Source organism: Pseudomonas sp. C6002 (assembly GCF_013385805.1).
Lineage (GTDB): Bacteria > Pseudomonadota > Gammaproteobacteria > Pseudomonadales > Pseudomonadaceae > Aquipseudomonas.
The window spans coordinates 126,878-147,092 of sequence record NZ_JACAPH010000027.1 but is presented as its reverse complement, the minus strand read 5'-3'; the positions used below and the strand labels follow the sequence as shown (position 1 = coordinate 147,092).

The window sequence follows — 20,215 nt, the reverse complement described above, 5'->3', positions numbered from 1 at the left end:
GCCCGCTCCCACATTTAGACCGCGTCCCTGGGCAACATCAGCCCCAACGGCAAGCGCACTCGCGCTTCCAGGCCGCCATCCGGCCGGTTGCGCAATTCGACATTGCCGCCATGCATTGAAGCAATCCGCCGCACAATCGCCAGCCCCAGGCCCGTGCCTTTGCCACCCCGGGCACGGTCGCCGCGGGTGAACGGGTTGAAGATACCTTCCAGTTCCGCCGGATCGATACCGGCCCCACGGTCCATGACACTCAGCACCACGTAAGGCGCACTGGTATCCCCGGAAACGTAGGCTGCTACTTCCACATCGGAACCGGCGTGATGCAGCGCGTTACCAATCAGGTTATTCAGCAGGCGCTTCATCGAAACCCGACGCAACGCGAACGGCTGGATCGGCTCCAGGCGCATGCGCACCTGCTCGCCATTCTGGTTGTAAGGAGCAACCACCTCGCGAACCAGGTCCGTCAGGTCGACCTCTTCCACCACCTCGTCCCGGCCATCGCGGATAAACGCCAGGAACTGGTCGAGAATCGCGTCCATGTCCTCGATGTCTCGAACCATGTCGTCGGTAAGGTCGGTGTGGTTACCCATCAGTTCCAGGGAAAGCCGCAGACGCGTCAGCGGCGTGCGCAGGTCATGGGACACCCCCGCCAGCATCAGCTCGCGCTCGCGCCCCGCCTGTTCGACATCCTCGGCCATCTGGTTGAACGCGCTGTACACCTCGGTCATTTCACTCGGCGTATCGCTGATGGGCAGGCGCACACTGCGGCCCTGGCCCAGCTGGCGTGCGGCAAACACCAGGCGCTTGAGCGGCTGGTTGAGCTGGCGCACGAAAATCCAGGCAGACGCGGTGGAAAGCAAGCCAATCGCCAGGAACCAGCCCAGCACGTTCCAGATCTTCTGCCCCCGCAACGGATGCGGATACAGCGGCACTTTCAGCCAGTCCTCCCCCAGGCTCGGCGCTCGCACCCACAGCGCCGGCGACACATGCATGCGCAGCCGCACCTCGGTGTCTTCACCCAGTTCGGCCTGCATCTGGCGCTGGTAGATTTCGCTGTAGGGCCAATGTTGCTCGCCCTCGGGCACGCCCGCGCCCGCGACCCGGACCAGGGTAGCGGCCTTGGCGATCTTCTCGCGGTTCTCGGGGTCTGCGGCCCAGTAGGCGCGCAAGGTCAGCGCGACACCGTGGCTGTACTGCCGGTCCACCAGCACGTCTTCGTTCATCAACAGATAAACCAGTGTCAGGGCCTTGGAAAACAGTACGACGATGAGCACCAGCCAAAGGGTGCGTGAGAAGAAACTCTGCGGGAACCACAACGGGGTTTTCATAAAAGACAGCTGGACACCTTGCAGGAGCGAGCCAAGCTCGCAGAATTGCAAACGCCGGGCAACCGGCTGACTCTTATCGAGTCATCACCGGCACGCCCGCCTCTGCAAATCATCGGTCACTTGGTTGCAGTGCCATCCGGCACAAACACGTAACCCACACCCCACACCGTCTGGATATAACGCGGCTTGGATGGATCGGGCTCGATCATCCGGCGCAGACGGGAGATCTGTACGTCGATGGAGCGCTCGAGGGCGTCCCACTCACGGCCACGGGCCAGGTTCATCAGCTTGTCGCGGGTCAGCGGCTGGCGAGCGTTCATCACCAGTGCCTTGAGCACGGCGAATTCGCCGGTGGTCAGCATGTGCACTTCATCGCCACGCTTGAGCTCACGGGTGGCCAGCGACAACTCGTAGTCGCCGAAGGTCACGCTTTCGTCTTCGCTGCCTGGAGCGCCCGGTACCGGGGCGGCCTGGCGACGCAGTACGGCCTTGACCCGTGCCATCAGCTCGTCCGGGTTGAACGGCTTGGCCAGGTAATCGTCGGCGCCCAGTTCCAGGCCCTTGATGCGGCTCAGCTCATCGCCCTTGGCGGTCAGCATGATAATCGGGATCTGATTGTTGGCGCCGCGCAGGCGTTTGCAGGCGGTCAGGCCGTCTTCGCCGGGCAGCATCAGGTCCAGCACCACCAGGTTGAAGACTTCACGTCCCAACAGGCGGTCCATCTGTTCGGTGTTTGGCACCGCGCGGGCACGGTAGCCCTTGGAGTTGAAGAAACGCTCCAGCAGGCTGCTCAGCCCCGGATCGTCATCAACGATGAGAATTTTTTCGCCTTCAGCAGTTTGTGCAGTGCTGCTCATTAGATGCTCCTCTTATCTCGGCGCGCATTATGGCGTAGCTGCCGTTATACGCACCGTGTGCATTGTTAGCAGATTTTTCCTCTACCGCCAGCGAACCCGCGCCCTACAACCTTGGCGGCAATCCCCCCAAGGGCAGAACGCTGGTTATAATGCGGCGCCTTTGTGCAGGGCAACGTCAGTTCGTTACCGTTTACTGCCAGGGGATTTTTTTCACCCGCTTGTAGTGATTTTTTCGATTTCGAGGGTCAATAGGCTGCCTCTTGACCCAGGCAGCGGCGCCAGACGGGCCGCTCAACCAGCCTCGCGAGCCTTGTTTTCCGGGCCTGCGAGCCTGCTTTCAGAATTTCAGGTGGTTTTATGGACAGCATCAACAGCCGCATCGCCGAGGAACTCGGCGTACGCCCACAACAGGTCGAAGCGGCCGTCGCTCTACTGGATGAAGGCTCCACAGTGCCCTTCATCGCCCGTTACCGTAAAGAAGTCACCGGCAGCCTCGATGATATCCAGTTGCGGCATCTGGAAGAGCGCCTGCGCTACCTGCGAGAACTCGACGAACGGCGTATCAGCATCCTCGCCAGCATTGAAGAGCAAGGCAAGCTGACCCCGCAGCTGGAACGCGACATCAAGCTCGCCGACACCAAGACCCGCCTCGAAGACTTGTACCTCCCGTACAAGCAGAAGCGCCGCACCAAGGGCCAGATCGCCCTGGAAGCCGGCCTCGGCGAGCTGGCCGACGGTCTGTTCAATGACCCGTCCCTGGCCCCGGAAACCGAAGCTGCACGCTTTGTCGATGCCGAAAAAGGCGTGGCCGACGTCAAGGCCGCCCTCGAAGGTGCCAAGTACATCCTCATGGAGCGCTTCGCCGAAGACGCCAACCTGCTGGAAAAACTGCGCAACTACCTGAAGCAGGAAGCCACCCTCAGTGCCCGCGTAATCGCCGGCAAGGAGGAGGAAGGCGCCAAGTTCCGCGATTACTTCGAACACGACGAGCCGCTGAAAAGCATGCCGTCCCACCGTGCACTGGCGATTTTCCGCGGCCGCAACGAAGGCATCCTGAGCTCCGCGCTGAAAGTCGGCGACGAGCTGCCAGGCACCATGCACCCGTGCGAAGGCATGATCGGTCAACAGTTCGGCATCCAGAATCAGAATCGTCCTGCGGACAAGTGGCTCAGTGAAGTCGTGCGCTGGACCTGGAAGGTCAAGCTCTACACCCACCTGGAAACCGACCTGCTGGGCGAGTTGCGCGACGGCGCCGAAACCGAAGCCATCAGCGTATTCGCCCACAACCTGCACGACCTGCTGCTGGCCGCACCCGCCGGCCCACGCGCGACCCTGGGCCTCGACCCGGGCCTGCGCACCGGCTGCAAGGTTGCCGTGGTCGACGCCACCGGCAAGCTGCTGGATCACGCCACGGTTTACCCCCACGTGCCGCACAACAAGTGGGACCAGACCATCGCCATCCTGGCCGCCCTGTGCGCCAAGCACTCGGTGGACCTGATCGCCATCGGCAACGGCACCGCCAGCCGTGAAACCGACAAGCTGGCCGCCGAGCTGATCAAAAAATACCCAGGCATGCAGATGACCAAGGTGATGGTCTCCGAGGCCGGCGCTTCGGTGTACTCCGCGTCTGAACTGGCTTCCAAGGAATTCCCGGACCTCGACGTGTCGATCCGTGGCGCAGTGTCCATCGCTCGCCGCCTGCAGGACCCACTGGCCGAGCTGGTGAAGATCGACCCGAAATCCATCGGCGTCGGCCAGTACCAGCACGACGTGTCGCAGCTGAAACTGGCACGCGGCCTGGATGCGGTAGTGGAAGACTGCGTGAACAAGGTCGGCGTGGACGTGAACACCGCCTCGGTAGCGCTGTTGGCCCGGATCTCCGGCCTCAACGCCACCCTGGCGCAGAACATCGTGACCCACCGCGACGAAAACGGTGCGTTCAAGACCCGTGCAGCGCTGAAAAAAGTCGCACGCCTTGGCGAAAAAACCTTCGAGCAAGCCGCCGGCTTCCTGCGCGTCATGAACGGTGACAACCCGCTGGATTCCTCGGCTGTCCACCCGGAAGCCTACCCGCTGGTACAACGCATCGCCGCTGAAACCGACCGCGACATCCGCTCGCTGATCGGCGACGCCGCGTTCCTCAAGCGCCTGGACCCGAAGAAGTACACCGACGAAACCTTCGGCGTGCCGACCATCACCGACATCCTGCAAGAGCTGGAAAAACCTGGCCGCGACCCGCGTCCCGAGTTCAAGACCGCCGAATTCCAGGAAGGCGTCGAAGACCTCAAGGACCTGCAACTGGGGATGATCCTCGAAGGCGTGGTGACCAACGTGACCAACTTCGGCGCGTTTGTGGATATCGGCGTGCATCAGGACGGTTTGGTGCACATCTCTGCGCTTTCGGAGAAGTTCATCAAGGACCCGCGTGAAGCGGTGAAAGCCGGTGATGTGGTCAAGGTCAAGGTCATGGAAGTCGACATCCCGCGCAAACGCGTCGGCCTGTCGATGCGCATGAGCGACACCCCGGGCGAGAAAATCGACGGTGCCCGCGGCGCACGCCCGGGCTCGGCGCCACGCCAGTCCCAAGGCGCCGCCCCCCGCAAGGAAACCGCTGCGCCAGCCCCGGCCAACAACGCCATGGCTTCGCTGTTCGCCAACGCCAAACAACTGAAGAAACGTTAATGGAACTGCCAGCCGGCTTGACCCACAGCGCTTTCAGCGAACTCATTGGCTGCCGCCTGCAGCGCCTGGAAACCGGTGTTGCCGAGGTGGCCTTGACCCTGGAACCGCAGTTGCGCAACCGCGCTGGCAAGCTCCATGGCGGGGCGATCTTCAGCCTGGTGGACATTGCCATGGGGCTGGCGTGTTCCAGCTCCCATGGTTTCGACCAGCAGAGCGCGACCATCGAATGCAAGATCAACTACATCCGCGCCGTTTCCGACGGCGATGTGCTGTGCACCGCCCGGGTGATTCACCCGGGTCGGCGCACGCTGGTGGTCGAGGCGGACGTGTACCAGGACGAAAAACTGGTCGCAAAAGCACAAGGCACCTTCGCTGTCCTATAGCTCCCTGTCATCGATTTGAGTTAATTTCGGCGCTTCGAAAGTTGCGCCGAACTTTTCCTCGTGCGCGATGGCCAGATTCAGGGACGAGGGCGGCTCTTTCAGAGTGGGTCAATCCGGCTCAAAAACCAGGCGATAACGCCAGTTTCCACTTCACCCTTGTAGACCGTCCTGACCACCCCCATATTGGGGCGACTGACGCGTGAAGGAATCCAACTTGAGCGAACTTCTCAACCGCCGCCTGGCCCTGCTCGGCAAGCACGAACACCTCTCTTTGCTCGAGCAATGCCTGCACGGCATCGAGCGCGAATGCCTGCGCGTCACCGGTGAAGGCCGACTGGCACAAACGCCGCATCCCGAGGCCCTGGGCGCTGCACTGACCCACGAACAGATCACCACCGACTATTCCGAGTCGCTGCTTGAATTCATCACGCCGGCGTTGCCCAACCCGGCCGATACCCTGAGCAGCCTCGACAAGATCCACCGTTTTGCCTACAGCAAGCTCGGCAGCGAGTACCTGTGGAGTCCATCGATGCCGTGCCCGTTGCCGGCCGAGGAAGATATTCCGATTGCCTACTACGGCACCTCCAACATCGGACAGCTCAAGTACGTGTATCGCAAGGGCCTGGCCCTGCGGTACGGCAAGACCATGCAGTGCATCGCCGGGATCCACTACAACTTTTCCCTGCCGGAAGACCTCTGGCCGTTGCTCAAGGAAGCCGAAGGCTTTGTGGGCACCGACCGGGATTACCAGTCCACGGCCTATATCGCGCTGATCCGCAACTTCCGCCGCTACAGCTGGCTGCTGATGTACCTGTTCGGCGCCTCGCCGGCCCTGGACGCGGGTTTCCTGCGCGGTCGTTCGCACCAGCTCGAAGTGCTGGACGCCGACACCCTGTACCTGCCGTACGCCACCAGCCTGCGCATGAGCGACCTGGGTTACCAGAGCAACGCCCAGGCCGGCCTGACGCCGTGCTACAACGACCTGGCGAGCTACACCGACAGCCTGCGCGAAGCTGTGGCAACGCCCTACGCACCGTACGTCGAAGTCGGTACCCATAAGGACGGTGAGTGGGTTCAGCTCAACACCAACATCCTGCAGATCGAAAACGAGTACTACTCCAACATCCGGCCCAAGCGCGTGACCTACACCGGCGAACGGCCGATCCAGGCGCTGATGGCCCGTGGCATCCAGTACATTGAAGTGCGCTGCCTGGACATCAACCCGTTCCTGCCGATGGGCATCGACTTGCAAGAGTCGCGCTTCCTCGATGCGTTCCTGCTGTATTGCGCGCTGAATGACAGCCCGCTGTTCGCCGACAATGAGTGCGGCAACGCCACCTCCAACTTCCTCAGCGTGGTCAAGGAAGGCCGCCGTCCGGGCCTGCAATTGCAGCGCCGTGGCGAATCGGTGGACATGAAGGAATGGGCGGCAGAGCTGCTGGAGCAGATTGCTCCGCTGGCGGCGATGCTGGACCAGAGCCAGGGCATCAATGAACACAGCCAGGCGCTGGACGCGCAGCTGGCGAAGGTCAAGGATTCGTCCCTGACCCCGTCGGCCCAGGTGCTGGCGGCGATGAGCGAGCGTAAAGAGAGCTTTGCGCAGTTCTCGCTGCATCAGAGCCAGGTGCATGCGGAGTACTTCCGCAGCGAGCCGTTGAAGGCAGAGGAACAGGCACGTTTTGAGGAGCTGGCGCGCAGTTCGCTGGCGCAGCAGGCGGAGCTTGAGCAGAACGAAGTGGGTGATTTTGACGTGTTTGTCGGGTCGTACCAGGCGAGCATCCTCGCTATCAGCAACTAAAAGCCTGACACAGACCCCTGTGGGAGCGGGCTTGCTCGCGAAAGCGTTGTATCAGTCGATGTATTCGGTGACTGATTCACCGCTTTCGCGAGCAAGCCCGCTCCCACATTTGGCCTATGCGCCTTCTAGCCTGGCGCGCGAGTTTCTCCTCATAAGCTAATTCGAAAATGTTATTTATTTTCGGATTCTTAGATCATTTAGTCTTCTCACACGCCGACCTCCGGCCGCCTGATGAGGACTTCCCCCTTGAAACTGCACTTCCCCCTTCGCCTCTTGGCGGCGTTGTCCCTGGCCGGTGCCAGCCTGTTTGCCCAGGCCGCCGATGTGACCATCGCTTACCAGACCACCGTTGACCCGGCGAAAGTCGCCCAGGCCGACGGCGCGTACGAAAAAGCCACCAACGCCAAGATCGACTGGCGCAAATTCGACAACGGTGCCGACATCATCGCCGCCATCGCTTCCGGTGACGTGCAGATCGGCTACCTCGGTTCCAGCCCGCTGACCGCTGCCGTGACCCGCAAGGTTCCGGTGGAAACCTTCCTGATCGCCACCCAGATCGGCGGGGCCGAGGCCCTGGTGGCCCGCAACGGTTCCGGGATCAACAGCCCGCAGGACCTGATCGGCAAGAAAGTCGCCGTGCCATTCGTTTCCACCGGCCACTACAGCCTGCTGGCCGCGTTGAAGCACTGGAACATCGACCCGTCCAAAGTGACCATCCTCAACCTCGCCCCGCCGGCCATCATCGCCGCCTGGAAACGTGGTGATATCGACGCCACCTACGTGTGGGACCCAGCGCTTGGCGTAGCCAAGGAAAACGGCAAGGTGCTGATCACCTCCGGCGAACTGGCCAAGTTCGGCGCGCCGACCTTCGATGCCTGGATCGTGCGCAAGGATTTCGCCGAGAAGCACCCGGAAATCGTCACGGCTTTTGCCAAGGTCACCCTGGATGCCTACGCCGCTTACCGCAAAGACCCACAAGCCTGGCTGGCTGACAAAGGCAACGTCGACAAACTGGTGAAGCTCTCCGGGGCCAAGGCCAGCGACATTCCGCTGCTGCTGCAAGGCAACGTCTACCCGCTGGCGGCTGACCAGGTCACCCTGCTCGGCGCACCGACCACCAAGGCTGTCACCGATACCGCCGCGTTCCTCAAGGAACAAGGCAAGGTCGACGCCGTACTGCCGGACTACGCCCCGTACGTCAGCCCGAAGTTCATCACTAACTGATACCAGGAGTTAACCGCGATGGCCTTGCTACAACTGGAGCGCATCAGCGCACAGTACCCAGGCAGCCCGGAGCCAGTACTGGCAGATATTTCCCTGAGCCTTGGGCCCCAGCAATTGCTGGTGGCCCTCGGCCCTTCCGGCAGTGGCAAGACTTCGCTGTTGAACCTGATTGCCGGCTTTGTCGAACCCAGCGCCGGGCGCATCACCCTTGACGGTGTGCCGGTAAAAGGACCGAGCGCCGAACGCGGCGTGGTGTTCCAGGACGACGCCCTGCTGCCCTGGCAGGACGTGCTGGCCAACGTCGGCTTCGGCCTGGAGTTGGCAGGCGTGCCCAAGGACCAGCGGGAAATCCGCGCCCGGGAAATGCTCGCCCTGGTGGACCTCGCCGGTTTCGACAGCCGTCGTATCTGGCAACTCTCCGGTGGCCAGAAGCAACGTGTCGGCCTGGCCCGTGCATTGGCTGCCGACCCCCGCGTACTGCTGATGGACGAACCCTTCGGCGCCCTTGATGCCTTCACCCGCGAACAGATGCAGGAGCTGTTGCTGCAAGTCTGGCGGCGCACGGCCAAACCGGTATTCCTGATTACCCACGACATCGAAGAAGCGGTGTTCCTCGCCACGGATTTGATTCTGCTGGCGCCCAACCCCGGCCAGATCGTCGAGCGCCTGAGCCTGGACTTCGGCCAGCGCTACGCCGCCGGTGAGTCGGCACGCGCGATCAAGTCCGACCCGCGCTTTATCGAAACCCGCGAACACGTGCTGGGCAAGGTGTTCTCGCAAAGGCAGGTGTCCGCATGAGCAGTTACGAATTACCGGCCACGGCCGCCAAGCCGGTGAGCAAACCCGTCGTGCCCGTGCGCCGCAGCCTGAGCACCCGCTGGATCAGCGTGCTGACCCTGGTGACCCTGGTTGCCATCTGGTGGGCCGTGACCGCCAGCGGGCTGATCGAGCCGCTGTTCCTGCCACCGCCTTCGGCCGTGCTGCAAAAAGGCTGGCTGCTGGCGACCACCGGCTACATGGACTCCACCCTGTGGCAGCATCTGGGCGCGAGCCTCAAGCGCATCGGCCTGGGCCTCGGCTTTGCCGTGCTGACCGCCGTGCCGGTGGGGATTGCCATCGGTTCCAACCGCATCGCCCGGGGCATTCTCGACCCGCTGATCGAGTTCTACCGGCCGATTCCACCACTGGCCTACCTGCCGCTGATCGTGATCTGGTGCGGCATCGGCGAGCTGTCCAAAGTACTGCTGATCTACCTGGCGATTTTCGCGCCGATTGCCATCGCGACCGCCACCGGCGTACGTACCGTCGACCCGGCCAAACTGCGCGCTGCGCAGTCGTTGGGCGCTACCCGGGCACAACTGATTCGCCATGTGATCCTGCCGAGCGCCCTGCCCGACATCCTCACCGGCGTGCGAATTGGCCTGGGCGTGGGTTGGTCGACCCTGGTAGCCGCAGAATTGATCGCGGCCACCAGCGGCCTGGGCTTCATGGTGCAGTCCGCCGCGCAATTCCTGGTCACCGACGTGGTGGTGCTGGGGATTCTGGTGATCGCGCTGATCGCCTTCGCCATGGAAATGGGCTTGCGTGCCCTGCAGCGCAAACTGGTGCCGTGGCATGGCCAGGCACACTGAAAAATTTTCGACGAGAATCCCATGAGCAGCCTGACCGTAACACCTCTCAGCACCGCCCTTGGCGCCCAGATCAGTGGCGTCGACATCACCCAACCGTTGAACATTGAAGACCGCGACGCCATCGAACAGGCGCTGCTCAAGCATTCGGTGCTGTTCTTCCGTAACCAGCCAATCAACCCGCAGCAACAGGCGCGGTTCGCGGCGAATTTCGGCGACCTGCACATTCACCCGATCTACCCCAACGTGCCGGAGCAGCCAGAAGTGCTGATCCTCGACACCGCCGTGACCGACGTGCGCGACAACGCCATCTGGCACACCGACGTGACCTTCCTGCCGACCCCGGCCCTCGGTGCGGTACTGAGCGCCAAGCTGCTGCCGGAGTTTGGTGGCGATACGTTGTGGGCCAGCGGGATTGCCGCGTATGAGGCGTTGTCCGAGCCGTTCAAGAAGCTGTTGGACGGTTTGACGGCAACCCATGACTTCACCCGCTCCTTCCCGCTGGAGCGTTACGGCAACACGCCGGAAGATTTGGCGCGCTGGGAAGAAGCCCGGCGCAAGAACCCGCCGCTGTCTCATCCGGTGATTCGTACCCACCCGGTGAGCGGGCGTAAGTCGCTGTTCGTCAGCGAGGGGTTCACCAGCAAGATCAACGAACTGGAGCCGGCGGAAAGCGACGTGGTGTTGAAGCTGCTGTTTGCCCATGCAACACGGCCGGAATTCACCATTCGCTGGCGTTGGCAGGAAAATGACGTGGCGTTCTGGGATAACCGCGTGACCCAGCATTACGCGGTGGATGATTACCGGCCGCAGCGGCGGGTGATGCATCGGGCGACGATTCTTGGAGATGTGCCGTTCTAGCAGGCACACCACAAATCAAATGTGGGAGCGGGCTTGCTCGCGAAAGCGGTGAATCAGTCGACACATCCAGTGACTGACACTCCGCTTTCGCGAGCAAGCCCGCTCCCACATTGGGTAGAGGTTGATGCAGGAATCGGGCTCTACCGCTTATTCAGCCGTAGACGGCTTCTCCCACAAGTTAATCCCGCCTTCCTGGGCAAACCGATCAATCTCCGCCAACTCCTGCGCGCTGAAGCTCAGGTTCTGCAACGCACCGACGTTTTCAATGATCTGCTCCGGCCGGCTCGCACCGATCAGGGCGCTGGTGACCCGTGGATCACGCAACGTCCACGCCAACGCCATCTGCGCCAGGCTCTGGCCACGGCGCTTGGCAATTTCATTCAGCGCGCGGGCGTGGGCGATGTTGGCCTCGGACAAGTGCTTGGCCTGCAACGAACCACCCCCCGGACGATTGACCCGCGCATCCGCCGGTACGCCGTTGAGGTATTTGTCGGTCAGCAGGCCCTGGGCCAATGGCGTGAACGCGATCACCCCGGCACCGAGTTCTTCGGTGACGTCCAGCAGGTCTTTTTCCACCCAGCGGTTGAGCAGGTTGTAGGCCGGCTGGTGGATCAGCAGCGGGACTTTCCACTCCTGGAGCAGCGCCGCAATTTCCCGGGTTTTCACGCCGGAGTAGGACGAGATCCCGATGTACAACGCCTTGCCCTGTTGCACGGCGGTGGCCAGTGCGCTGGCGGTTTCTTCCAGCGGGGTGTCGGCATCAAAACGGTGGGAATAGAAGATGTCCACGTAATCGACGCCCAGGCGTTGCAGGCTCTGGTCGAGGCTCGCCAGCACGTACTTGCGCGAACCGCCGCCCTGGCCATAAGGGCCCGGCCACATGTCCCAGCCCGCCTTGCTGGAGATGATCAGTTCATCGCGGTAATGCTTGAAGTCTTCCCGCAGCAAACGACCGAAGTTGATCTCGGCGCTGCCGTATGGAGGGCCGTAGTTGTTGGCCAGGTCGAAGTGGTTGATACCCAGGTCGAACGCGGTGCGCAGCAAGGCGCGCTGGGTATCGATCGGGGTGCTGTCGCCAAAGTTGTGCCACAGCCCCAGGGACAGTGCCGGCAGCACCAGTCCGCTGCGACCTACGCGGCGGTAAGGAATAGATTCATAGCGGTTTTCGGCAGCAATGTAAGTCATCGAATCCTCTCTTGGACTTGGGGCAAATAAGGCCCGGGAATAAGCATATTCCCGGGCCTTTTAAGCAGCTGAATCGCTTAAGTCTGCCTATCCCTTTTACAGCAAAGTCCTACCAGAGTGGAACGACGTAGCTTACATAGAAGCGGTTTTCATCTTGCACCGTGGCACCGGTGATATCCGGGCTGGCGTGGGCATTTCGCCAGGTTACGCCGAGGCCTTTGAGGGTGCCGGTGGGCACCTGGTAAGCCACGGTGACGTTACGTTCCCATTCACTGGTAGTGCCTTGGGTGGTGCGGATGTCATCACCGTGTGCGTAGGACGTGGCGAAGGTCAGGCCGTTAAGGCCGAGTTTGCCGAAGTCATATTTGTACTGCGCCAGCCAGGTGCGCTCGCCGGCATGCTGGAATTTGTTCAGTTGCATGTTGGTGAGTGCCGGGGTGTCGGCGCCCGAGCCCGGGCCCTGGTTGCTGGCACCGCTGTTCAGGCCGGAATCCAGGTACGGGAAGTCGCTGTCGCCGCTGTTTTTCTGGATGCCCAGGCCGACGGTATGGCCGTCCAGGCTGTAGCTTTCCAACAGGCTGACGGTGGACTGGTTGATGCGGCCCTTGGAGGTGCCATCGCCGTAGAGACCCGCAGCGGAATAGTCTTTGTCGCCCGCGGCGTTTTCACCCACACCCAGGCTGCGGTACAGGCGCACGTCGGTGTCGATCGCGCCGACAGGCAAGGCGTCATGGCGCTTGGCACCGAGGAAGAACTGCTGGTAGTAATCCTCAAGGTTGGAGTACCACAGGCTGACGGTGGTGTCCGGCAAACCTTTGTAGTCCGCACCGCCGTAGAGGAAGCGATCGCTCTCTTTGGTGCCGCCGGCGGTGATCATGCCCTGGTCGCCGGTTTCGTTGCGGATCTTGGTCTTGAGGATGTCACCGGCGGTAAAGGTGAAGTCGGTCAAGTCCTTGGAAACCAACTGCACGCCGGTGTTGGTCTGCTGGTACAGGCGGCCGTCGGTGTTGGCCAGCACCGGGTTGTTGCCGTACAGCGTACCGACGCGCAATTCATCCTGGGCGAAGCGCATCTTGAAGGTCGGGCTGAGCACGCCGAACTGGTCGGCCGACTTGCCGTTATCCAGCGGGAACATGCTGCCGGGGTAGCGGCCCTGGTGATCCTTGTCATTGAGGTCGCCGCCGGAGTCCAGTTTCAAACCGTAGAACGCCTGCAGGTCCAGGCCAAAGCCCACCGGCCCATCGGTGTAGCCGGACTTGAAGTTGAACTCAAAACCCTGGCCCCAATCGCGGATGCTGTGGGCCTTGTTATTGCTGTTCACCACATCCCGCCCCTGCTGGTTGAGGTAGCGGTTGAGCAGGGTCACGTCGGCGTGGCTGTCATCGATAAAATCGGCGTGGGCGGACAGCATAAAGCTCGCCATGGCGGCACCCACCATGGGGCTTAATAACGTCTTCATTGGTACCGGTCTCCGTCACTGTTCTGAAATGAAAGCGTCAAACGCTTCACACAATTAGGCGATGGCCATGTGACAGTTCGGAGTCAAAACACCCTTTACCCGGATGAAATTAAATTTAAGAAACCCAGTAAAGACGCGGGTTAGCGGGCAGTGGCGAAGATTTCGGCGAGCCAATCGACGAACACTCGCACCCTCGGCGACATGTGTCGGTTTTGCGGGTAGAGCACCGAAACCGGCATGGGCGGCGGTGGTGTATCAATGAGGATTTCCTGCATCACGCCCTGGTCAATCAGCTCGGCGATGCGGTAGTGCGGGCACTGGATAATGCCCAGTCCGGCGACTGCGCTGGCGGCATAAATCTCTGCGCCGAACACCGACAGCGCCCCCTCGATCGTCACTTCCTGCACCTGGCCGTCGACCATGAATTCGAAGGGGAACAGCTTCGCGGTGGTGCGTGAAACATAGTTCACCGCACGGTGCTCGCCCAGGTCGGCGAGATGCTTCGGCTCGCCGTATTTGCGCAGGTAGGCCGGGCTCGCGCAGGTCACCTGGCGCAGCGTCGCAACCCGGCGACCGATCAACGCCGAATCCCCCAGGGTGCCCGCCCGCAGCACACAATCCACGCCTTCGGCGATCAGGTCGACGAAGCGGTCCGCCTCGCTGATGGACAGCTCGATTTCCGGGTAGCGCGCCATGAATTGCGGCAGCGCCGGGATCACGAAGTACTTGGCCAGGGTGCCGTGCAAATCCACCCGCAGGCGGCCCTTGGGGGCCACCGAACGGAAGGCCAGTTCCGCCTCTTCCAGCTCCGCCAGCAGTTGCACACAGCGCAGGTAATAGGCCTCGCCATCCAGCGTGGGGCGGACGCGGCGGGTGCTGCGTTCCAGCAGGCGCGTGCCCAGCCAGGCTTCGAACTGGTTGAGGGTGTGGGTCAGGGTGGCGCGCGGCAGGTTCAGGTCATCGGCCGCCAGCGTGAAGCTGCTGCGTTCGTAAATCCTCACGAACACTTTCATCGCTTTGACCTGGTCCACGGCGCGTCTCCATTGTTGGCGATTCTTGAACAGTCAAGGCAACTCTGGCGCATTTATCGGCCTGGGTAAACATGTGAATCTGCTTCCACACCCAACCACTCCCCCAAGGAAACCCGATCATGACTACCCAAGTTGCTATCGTTACCGGCGCCTCACGCGGCATCGGCGCCGTGGTTGCCAGACAACTGGCTGCCGACGGTTATGCCGTCGCCATCAACTACGCCAACAGCGCCACCGAAGCGTCAAGGCTGGTAGTGGAGTTGCGCCAGGCCGGCCACCAAGCGATAGCGATCCAGGGCGACGTGGCCAGCGCCGCCGACGTCAAACGCCTGTTCGACGAGACCGAAGCCCAACTGGGCAAGGTTGATGTGCTGATCAACAACGCCGGGATTCTCAAGGTGCTGCCGCTGGCCCAACACAGCGATGAGCTCTACAACCAGAACTTCGACATCCATACCCGCGGCACCTTCAACGCCCTGCGTGAAGCCGCCACCCGCCTGAACGACGGCGGGCGCATCGTCAATTTCTCCAGCAGCACCGTCGGCCTCAACTTCCCCGGTTATGCGGTGTACATCGCCAGCAAGGCGGCGGTGGAATCCCTGACCCAGGTGTTCGCCAAGGAAATGCGCGGCCGGCGCATCACCGTCAACGCCGTTGCCCCGGGGCCGGTGGCGACCGAACTGTTCCTGCATGGCAAAAGCGAAGAGCAGATCCAGGGCCTGGCCAAGATGGCACCGCTGGAACGCCTGGGCCAACCGGAAGATATCGCCCGCGTGGTGGCGTTCCTGGTGAGCCCGGCCGGTGGTTGGGTGAACGGGCAAATCCTGCGGGCCAATGGTGGTTTGGTCTGAAGGCCACGCAGCACTCACTCTACGACGCACTAATATTGTGGCGAGGGAGCTTGCTCCCGCTGGAGTGCGCAGCGCTCCCATCTTTTTTGGGGCCGCTGCGCAGCCCAGCGGGAGCAAGCTCCCTCGCCACAGGTTTGGTGTTCATGGAAAATCAGCGGGTATCAGGAGACTTAAGATATGCACACCGCCCTCGTCATCACCGCCGGCCTGATCCTCCTCGCGCTGATGCTGTTCATCGGCCAAAAGCTGGGCGTCAGCCGGCACATTCTGGCCTACAGCTTTGTCGGGATCTGGCTGGTGGTGTCGGTGGTGAACGGCGCGGTAGGTGTGGTCACTGCCGGCCAGCCCCTGGTCTCGGAGCTGGTGATCGGCAGCGGGGTATTCGGTGCGCCGTTGGTGGCACTGGCCCTGTTTATCAGGGCCTGAGCCTTAACGAACCAGGTGCAGGAACTGCATGTGCCGTTCGTACTGGTCGAGGATGTCGTTGATGATCTGCTCCTTGGTGTAGCCCACCAGGTCGTAGTCCTGACTGCCCTCGCTCAAGTGCACTTCCGCCCGGTAGTAGCGGCGGTTGTTGAGCTGCTTGGAACCCATGCCGCCCCGTGCGAATGACGGGGTGAAATAGCCGCGCATCTGCACTTGGTACACGAACGGATGCTGTTCGCCGTGGCCGATTTCCAGGCTGACGCTGTCGTTGGCCGGGTCAGGCTGGGTGACGACGTTGAGGCCTTTTTCGACAAACACCGCCGTCACTTCTTCGATGGCCGGACGCACCGTGGTCTCGAGGAAACGGTACACCTCATCCCGTGACGGGAAATGCACCGCCTGGCTCAAACGCTGGCGCCAACCGCCCGTGCCTTTGCGTGAGCCCGACACGGGTGCGAGGGAATGCATCTGCGCAATCTGCTTCTGGGATTCGAGGTAGAACGCCTTGTGCAGCCCCCACATCATCAGCAGCAAAATCATCGAGAACGGTAGCGAGGTCAGCACCACGGCCGACTTGAGCGAGTCGATGCTACCGGCAAACAACAGCGCGCTGGTCACCAACGCGGTCATCGCGCCCCAGAACACCCGCAGCCACTTCGGCCCGTCTTCATCGGCGTTGCCGCCTTTGGCCGACAAGGTCGAGAGCACCACCGTGCCGGAGTCAGCCGAGGTGACGAAGAACACGAAGCTGATAAACACCGTGACCGCGATCACCGTCTTGCTCCACGGGTAGGTTTCCAGCAGCAGGTAGAGGCTCATCGACGGGTCATCAATGGCCGACTGTCCCAGCGCCGTAAGGCCGTGGTTGAGCACCTGGTCGATGGCGCTGTTGCCGAAGATCGACATCCACGCCAGGGTGAAGCCCAGCGGGATCAACAGCACGCCGAACACGAATTCACGGATGGTACGACCGCGGGAAATGCGCGCGATAAACAGGCCTACGAACGGCGACCATGCGATCCACCAGGCCCAATAAAACACGGTCCAGCCGCCCAGCCAGTCGCTCGGTTTGTCGTAGGCGTAGAGGTCGAAACTCTTGGTCGGCAAGGCGCCGAGGTAGTCGCCGATGTTCTGGATCAGGGTGTTGAGCAAGTGCTGGGTAGGGCCGGCGAACAACACGAACAGCAGCAGCGCGCAGGCCAGCAGCATGTTGATGTCGGACATCACCCGCACGCCTTTATCGACACCGGAGACCGCCACCAGGATCGCCGCGCCCATCATCAAGGTGATGAGGCCGACCTGGATCCACTGGGTGTGGGCCACGCCGAACAGGTAATCGAGCCCGGAGTTGAGGTGCAACACGCCAAAGCCCATGTCGGCGCCGAGGCCGAACACCGTGGCGATGATGCCGAAGCCGTCCACCGCATAACCGATGGGGCCGTTGATGCGCTTGCCGATCAGCGGGTACAGCGCCGAGCGCAACGCCAGCGGCAGGTTATGCCGGTAGGCGAAGTACGCCAGGGCCATGCCGACGAAGGCGAACACGCCCCAGCCATGCAGGCCCCAGTGCAGAAACAGGATCTGCATGGCCTGGCGCGCCGCGTCACCGTTCAGGGCCTCGCCCTGGGGCGGTTGCACCAGGTGAGTCAGGGGTTCGGACACGCAGAAGAAAAACAGCGTGATGCTGATCCCGGCGGCGAACAGCATGCCGGCCCAGGACAGGTAACTGAATTCGGGCTCGTCGTGGTCGGCACCGAGTTTGATCTTGCCGTAGCCCGATAACGCGGTGACCACCACGAAGACCAGATACAGGGTCATCGCCAGCATGTAGTACCAGCCGACCGTGTTGGCCGCCCAGTTTTGTGCGGCCAGCAGCCAGGCGCCGGCTTGTTCGGGAATCGCGATGACGGTCAGGCCGAACAGCAGGATGAAGCTCGCGGCGAAGTAAAACACCGGCGGGTTCATGCGGACCAGACCGCTGGAAGGTGTGGACGATGCACTCATGTAGGGCGCACCTCAAGGGTATGGGATGTGGCTGTAAAAAACGGACTCAGCAAAGGTAAGCCTCCTGTTGTGAGCGGGCAGCGAACCACCGATTTAACTTGAACGAACAGTCAAGTTAAACATGGATAGGGGTTTGAGGACTAATCGCAGGGCTGAGTGGTAGGTGTTTCCTACACTAGCTCAAGGAAAGGTATGACGTATGGGGATGACGAAACGTTCAGCGATTGCTGAGTGAAATACGGCTCGAATTTGGGTAGTGCGGCTCAAATTTGGAATGCAGACAAAATGTGGGAGCGGGCTTGCTCGCGAATGCGGCGTGTCAGCCAACACTTCTGGCGACTGATACACCGCATTCGCGAGCAAGCCCGCTCCCACATTGGATCTGTGTGATCGTTAGAGAGGGCGCTGCTCTATTTCTGCGTCCCATCATCATGCTGCAGATTCGCCTGGGTCAGGTTCGCCCCCGCCGGCACACTGCGCGTCAGCCACACATTGCCGCCAATGGTCGAGCCCTTGCCGATCGTAATCCGCCCCAGGATCGTCGCCCCGGCGTAGATCACCACATCATCCTCGACAATCGGATGCCGCGGATGGCCTTTCTGCAATTGCCCATCCTCATCCGCCGGGAAACGCTTGGCGCCCAATGTCACGGCCTGGTAGATCCGTACCCGCTCGCCGATGATCGCCGTCTCGCCAATCACCACACCCGTCCCGTGGTCGATAAAGAAGCTCGGGCCGATCTGCGCGCCCGGGTGAATATCAATCCCGGTCGCCGAATGCGCGATTTCCGCGCTGATGCGCGCCAGCAACGGCAAGCCTGCCCGATACAAGTGGTGCGCCAGGCGATGGTGAATCACCGCCAAAATCCCCGGGTAGCACAACAGCACTTCGTCCACGCTGCGCGCCGCCGGGTCGCCGTGGTAGGCGGCGAGCACGTCGGTGTCCAACAGGCTGCGCAAGCCTGGCAACGCCAGGGCGAAATCCTGGATCAGGTGGATGGCATGGGCGTCGACTTCACTGTCATCCTGGCCACCTTGCCGCGCGGCATACCGCAGCTCCAGGCGCGCCTGGGCGAGCAATGCATTCAGCGCCACATCCAGGGTGTGGCCGACGTAGAAGTCTTCACTTTCTTCACGCAGGTCCACCGGCCCCAGACGCATGGGGAACAGAGCACCACACAACGCCTCGAGAATCTGCGCCACGGCTTCCCGTGAAGGCAGCTCGCGCCCGCCCTGCTCGCCGCTGACCCGGCCGTTGCGGGTGCGCCACTGGTCCCGGGCGCTGCGCAGCTGGCTGACGATGGTCTGTAATTGCCAATGACTGGAACGCTCACTCACGGTCTTCACTCCTGACGAAATGCCCATCACTTTACGGCAAGGAACCTGAGCGTCCTTAAGAACCAATAGTGCAATGCTAATAACCCGTCGACATAAGCGATTGGCGGTTGCCGACGCAAAAGTGCCTGCCTATAGTCCCAGCATCTCTGACCACCCGTGCGTAGCCATGATCAAACAACAGCTCGACCGCTTTAACCGTCTGGAACTGCTGGGCGGCGCCACCGCCCTGGAAAAACTCGAGCGGCTGTCGGCCTGGCTGGGGCGTGACGTCTACGTCAAACGCGACGACACCACACCGCTGGCGATGGGCGGCAACAAGCTGCGCAAACTCGAATACCTCGCCGCCGATGCGCTGGCCCAGGGTGCCGACACCCTGGTGACCGCCGGCGCGATCCAGTCCAACCATGTACGCCAGACCGCTGCGCTGGCCGCCAAGCTGGGCCTGGGCTGCGTTGCCCTGCTGGAAAACCCGACGGGCACCGAAGACCCCAACTACCTGGCCAACGGCAACCGCCTGTTGCTGGAGCTGTTCGACGCCAAGGTCGAGTTGGTGGAGAACCTGGACAACGTCGACGACCAGCTCAACGCCCTCGCCGACCGCCTGCGCAGCAACGGCAAGAAGCCGTACCTGGTGCCCATCGGCGGCTCGAATGCCCTCGGCGCACTGGGTTACGTGCGCGCCGGGCTGGAGCTGGCCGGGCAGATTGAAGACAGCGGCATCCCGTTCTCCACCGTGGTCCTGGCCTCCGGCAGCGCCGGCACCCACAGCGGCCTGGCCCTGGCCCTGGCCGAAGTGCTGCCGGACCTGCAAGTGATTGGCATCACGGTGTCCCGTACCGACGAAGCCCAGCGCCCCAAGGTGCAGGGCCTGGCCGAACGTACGGCCGAATTGCTCGGCGTGCCGCTGCCGGACGCGTTCAAGGTGATCCTGTGGGACGAGTACTTCGCCCCCCGTTATGGCGAGCCGAGTGCCGGCACGCTGGCGGCGATCAAGCTGGTAGCCAGCCAGGAAGGCCTGCTGCTGGACCCGGTCTACACGGGCAAGGCCATGGCCGGGTTGCTGGATGGCATTGGACGCCAGCGCTTTGAAGAGGGGCCGATCATCTTCCTGCACACGGGTGGCGCACCGGCGTTGTTTGCTTATGATTCGAGCTTTTGATA

The 20,215-nt window shown here is 62.1% G+C and carries 17 protein-coding genes; 10 read left to right on the top strand and 7 right to left on the bottom strand.

Going from position 1 to position 20,215, the window contains the following annotated elements:
• Positions 1-14: 14 nt before the first annotated feature.
• A complete protein-coding gene (locus HX817_RS17885; RefSeq protein WP_003213176.1) occupies positions 15-1,328 on the bottom strand; it encodes an ATP-binding protein in 1,314 nt (437 codons plus the stop codon).
• 116 nt (positions 1,329-1,444) lie between these two features.
• Positions 1,445-2,185, bottom strand: a complete 741-nt coding sequence (ompR, locus tag HX817_RS17880; RefSeq protein WP_003213175.1) for a two-component system response regulator OmpR — start codon at positions 2,183-2,185, stop codon at positions 1,445-1,447.
• Between the two features lie 357 nt (positions 2,186-2,542).
• Between ompR and HX817_RS17875 the strand changes: the two genes are divergently transcribed.
• From HX817_RS17875 to tauD, 7 genes are all read left to right on the top strand, one after another.
• Entirely contained in the window at positions 2,543-4,867 is a 2,325-nt protein-coding gene (locus HX817_RS17875; protein ID WP_177040740.1) for a Tex family protein, read from the top strand.
• Complete coding sequence (locus HX817_RS17870) at positions 4,867-5,250, top strand: PaaI family thioesterase (protein WP_003213170.1); 384 nt, start codon at positions 4,867-4,869, stop codon at positions 5,248-5,250. Before HX817_RS17875 ends, HX817_RS17870 begins: the two co-directional genes overlap by 1 nt.
• Before the next feature lie 214 nt (positions 5,251-5,464).
• Positions 5,465-7,048 carry a glutamate--cysteine ligase gene (gene gshA / locus HX817_RS17865; RefSeq protein WP_008435798.1) on the top strand — a complete coding sequence of 528 codons (1,584 nt, stop codon included), beginning with the start codon at positions 5,465-5,467 and terminating at the stop codon, positions 7,046-7,048.
• Positions 7,049-7,294: 246 nt separating this feature from the next.
• Positions 7,295-8,272, top strand: a complete 978-nt coding sequence (gene tauA, locus HX817_RS17860; RefSeq protein WP_003213167.1) for a taurine ABC transporter substrate-binding protein — start codon at positions 7,295-7,297, stop codon at positions 8,270-8,272.
• Positions 8,273-8,290: 18 nt separating this feature from the next.
• Complete coding sequence (gene tauB / locus HX817_RS17855; RefSeq protein WP_023659332.1) at positions 8,291-9,070, top strand: taurine ABC transporter ATP-binding subunit; 780 nt, start codon at positions 8,291-8,293, stop codon at positions 9,068-9,070.
• Positions 9,067-9,903, top strand: coding sequence for a taurine ABC transporter permease TauC (tauC, locus tag HX817_RS17850; protein WP_134325545.1), 837 nt, complete (start codon positions 9,067-9,069; stop codon positions 9,901-9,903). The genes tauB and tauC overlap by 4 nt, the downstream gene beginning before the upstream one ends.
• Before the next feature lie 21 nt (positions 9,904-9,924).
• On the top strand, positions 9,925-10,761 hold the full coding sequence (gene tauD, locus HX817_RS17845) for a taurine dioxygenase (RefSeq protein ID WP_003213162.1): 837 nt from the start codon (positions 9,925-9,927) through the stop codon (positions 10,759-10,761).
• A gap of 147 nt (positions 10,762-10,908) precedes the next feature.
• Here tauD and mgrA read toward each other — a convergent pair whose 3' ends face one another.
• From mgrA to HX817_RS17830, 3 genes are all read right to left on the bottom strand, one after another.
• Positions 10,909-11,946 carry an L-glyceraldehyde 3-phosphate reductase gene (gene mgrA, locus HX817_RS17840; protein ID WP_003211877.1) on the bottom strand — a complete coding sequence of 346 codons (1,038 nt, stop codon included), beginning with the start codon at positions 11,944-11,946 and terminating at the stop codon, positions 10,909-10,911.
• A gap of 109 nt (positions 11,947-12,055) precedes the next feature.
• Complete coding sequence (locus HX817_RS17835) at positions 12,056-13,384, bottom strand: OprD family outer membrane porin (protein WP_080673292.1); 1,329 nt, start codon at positions 13,382-13,384, stop codon at positions 12,056-12,058.
• A gap of 161 nt (positions 13,385-13,545) precedes the next feature.
• On the bottom strand, positions 13,546-14,436 hold the full coding sequence (locus HX817_RS17830) for a LysR family transcriptional regulator (protein ID WP_177040738.1): 891 nt from the start codon (positions 14,434-14,436) through the stop codon (positions 13,546-13,548).
• 119 nt (positions 14,437-14,555) lie between these two features.
• On the opposite strand from HX817_RS17830, the gene HX817_RS17825 reads away from it, so the two are divergent.
• Together HX817_RS17825 and HX817_RS17820 are read left to right on the top strand one after the other, a co-directional pair.
• Positions 14,556-15,287 carry an SDR family oxidoreductase gene (locus tag HX817_RS17825; RefSeq protein ID WP_008435807.1) on the top strand — a complete coding sequence of 244 codons (732 nt, stop codon included), beginning with the start codon at positions 14,556-14,558 and terminating at the stop codon, positions 15,285-15,287.
• 177 nt (positions 15,288-15,464) lie between these two features.
• On the top strand, positions 15,465-15,713 hold the full coding sequence (locus tag HX817_RS17820; RefSeq protein ID WP_003211868.1) for a hypothetical protein: 249 nt from the start codon (positions 15,465-15,467) through the stop codon (positions 15,711-15,713).
• 3 nt (positions 15,714-15,716) lie between these two features.
• On the opposite strand, the gene betT is transcribed toward HX817_RS17820, so the two are convergent.
• Both betT and epsC read right to left on the bottom strand, forming a co-directional pair.
• A complete protein-coding gene (betT, locus tag HX817_RS17815) occupies positions 15,717-17,678 on the bottom strand; it encodes a choline transporter BetT (protein ID WP_003211865.1) in 1,962 nt (653 codons plus the stop codon).
• 449 nt (positions 17,679-18,127) lie between these two features.
• Complete coding sequence (epsC, locus tag HX817_RS17810; RefSeq protein ID WP_003211862.1) at positions 18,128-19,054, bottom strand: serine O-acetyltransferase EpsC; 927 nt, start codon at positions 19,052-19,054, stop codon at positions 18,128-18,130.
• A 166-nt stretch (positions 19,055-19,220) separates the two neighbouring features.
• On the opposite strand from epsC, the gene HX817_RS17805 reads away from it, so the two are divergent.
• Positions 19,221-20,213 (top strand): D-cysteine desulfhydrase, encoded by a 993-nt coding sequence (locus tag HX817_RS17805; RefSeq protein WP_003211860.1) that lies wholly within the window; start codon positions 19,221-19,223, stop codon positions 20,211-20,213.
• The last annotated feature ends 2 nt before the right edge of the window (positions 20,214-20,215 follow it).

Bases quoted from the DNA above. Each gene is read 5' to 3' on its own strand.
- tauC (WP_134325545.1), top strand. From the start codon at position 9,067: ATGAGCAGTTACGAATTACCGGCCACGGCCGCCAAGCCGGTGAGCAAA.
- tauB (WP_023659332.1), top strand. From the start codon at position 8,291: ATGGCCTTGCTACAACTGGAGCGCATCAGCGCACAGTACCCAGGCAGC.
- HX817_RS17805 (WP_003211860.1), top strand. From the start codon at position 19,221: ATGATCAAACAACAGCTCGACCGCTTTAACCGTCTGGAACTGCTGGGC.
- HX817_RS17835 (WP_080673292.1), bottom strand. From the start codon at position 13,384: ATGGTGGGTGCCGCCATGGCGAGCTTTATGCTGTCCGCCCACGCCGAT.
- HX817_RS17885 (WP_003213176.1), bottom strand. From the start codon at position 1,328: ATGAAAACCCCGTTGTGGTTCCCGCAGAGTTTCTTCTCACGCACCCTT.
- HX817_RS17870 (WP_003213170.1), top strand. From the start codon at position 4,867: ATGGAACTGCCAGCCGGCTTGACCCACAGCGCTTTCAGCGAACTCATT.
- mgrA (WP_003211877.1), bottom strand. From the start codon at position 11,946: ATGACTTACATTGCTGCCGAAAACCGCTATGAATCTATTCCTTACCGC.
- tauD (WP_003213162.1), top strand. From the start codon at position 9,925: ATGAGCAGCCTGACCGTAACACCTCTCAGCACCGCCCTTGGCGCCCAG.
- HX817_RS17820 (WP_003211868.1), top strand. From the start codon at position 15,465: ATGCACACCGCCCTCGTCATCACCGCCGGCCTGATCCTCCTCGCGCTG.
- ompR (WP_003213175.1), bottom strand. From the start codon at position 2,185: ATGAGCAGCACTGCACAAACTGCTGAAGGCGAAAAAATTCTCATCGTT.
- HX817_RS17825 (WP_008435807.1), top strand. From the start codon at position 14,556: ATGACTACCCAAGTTGCTATCGTTACCGGCGCCTCACGCGGCATCGGC.
- HX817_RS17875 (WP_177040740.1), top strand. From the start codon at position 2,543: ATGGACAGCATCAACAGCCGCATCGCCGAGGAACTCGGCGTACGCCCA.
- betT (WP_003211865.1), bottom strand. From the start codon at position 17,678: ATGAACCCGCCGGTGTTTTACTTCGCCGCGAGCTTCATCCTGCTGTTC.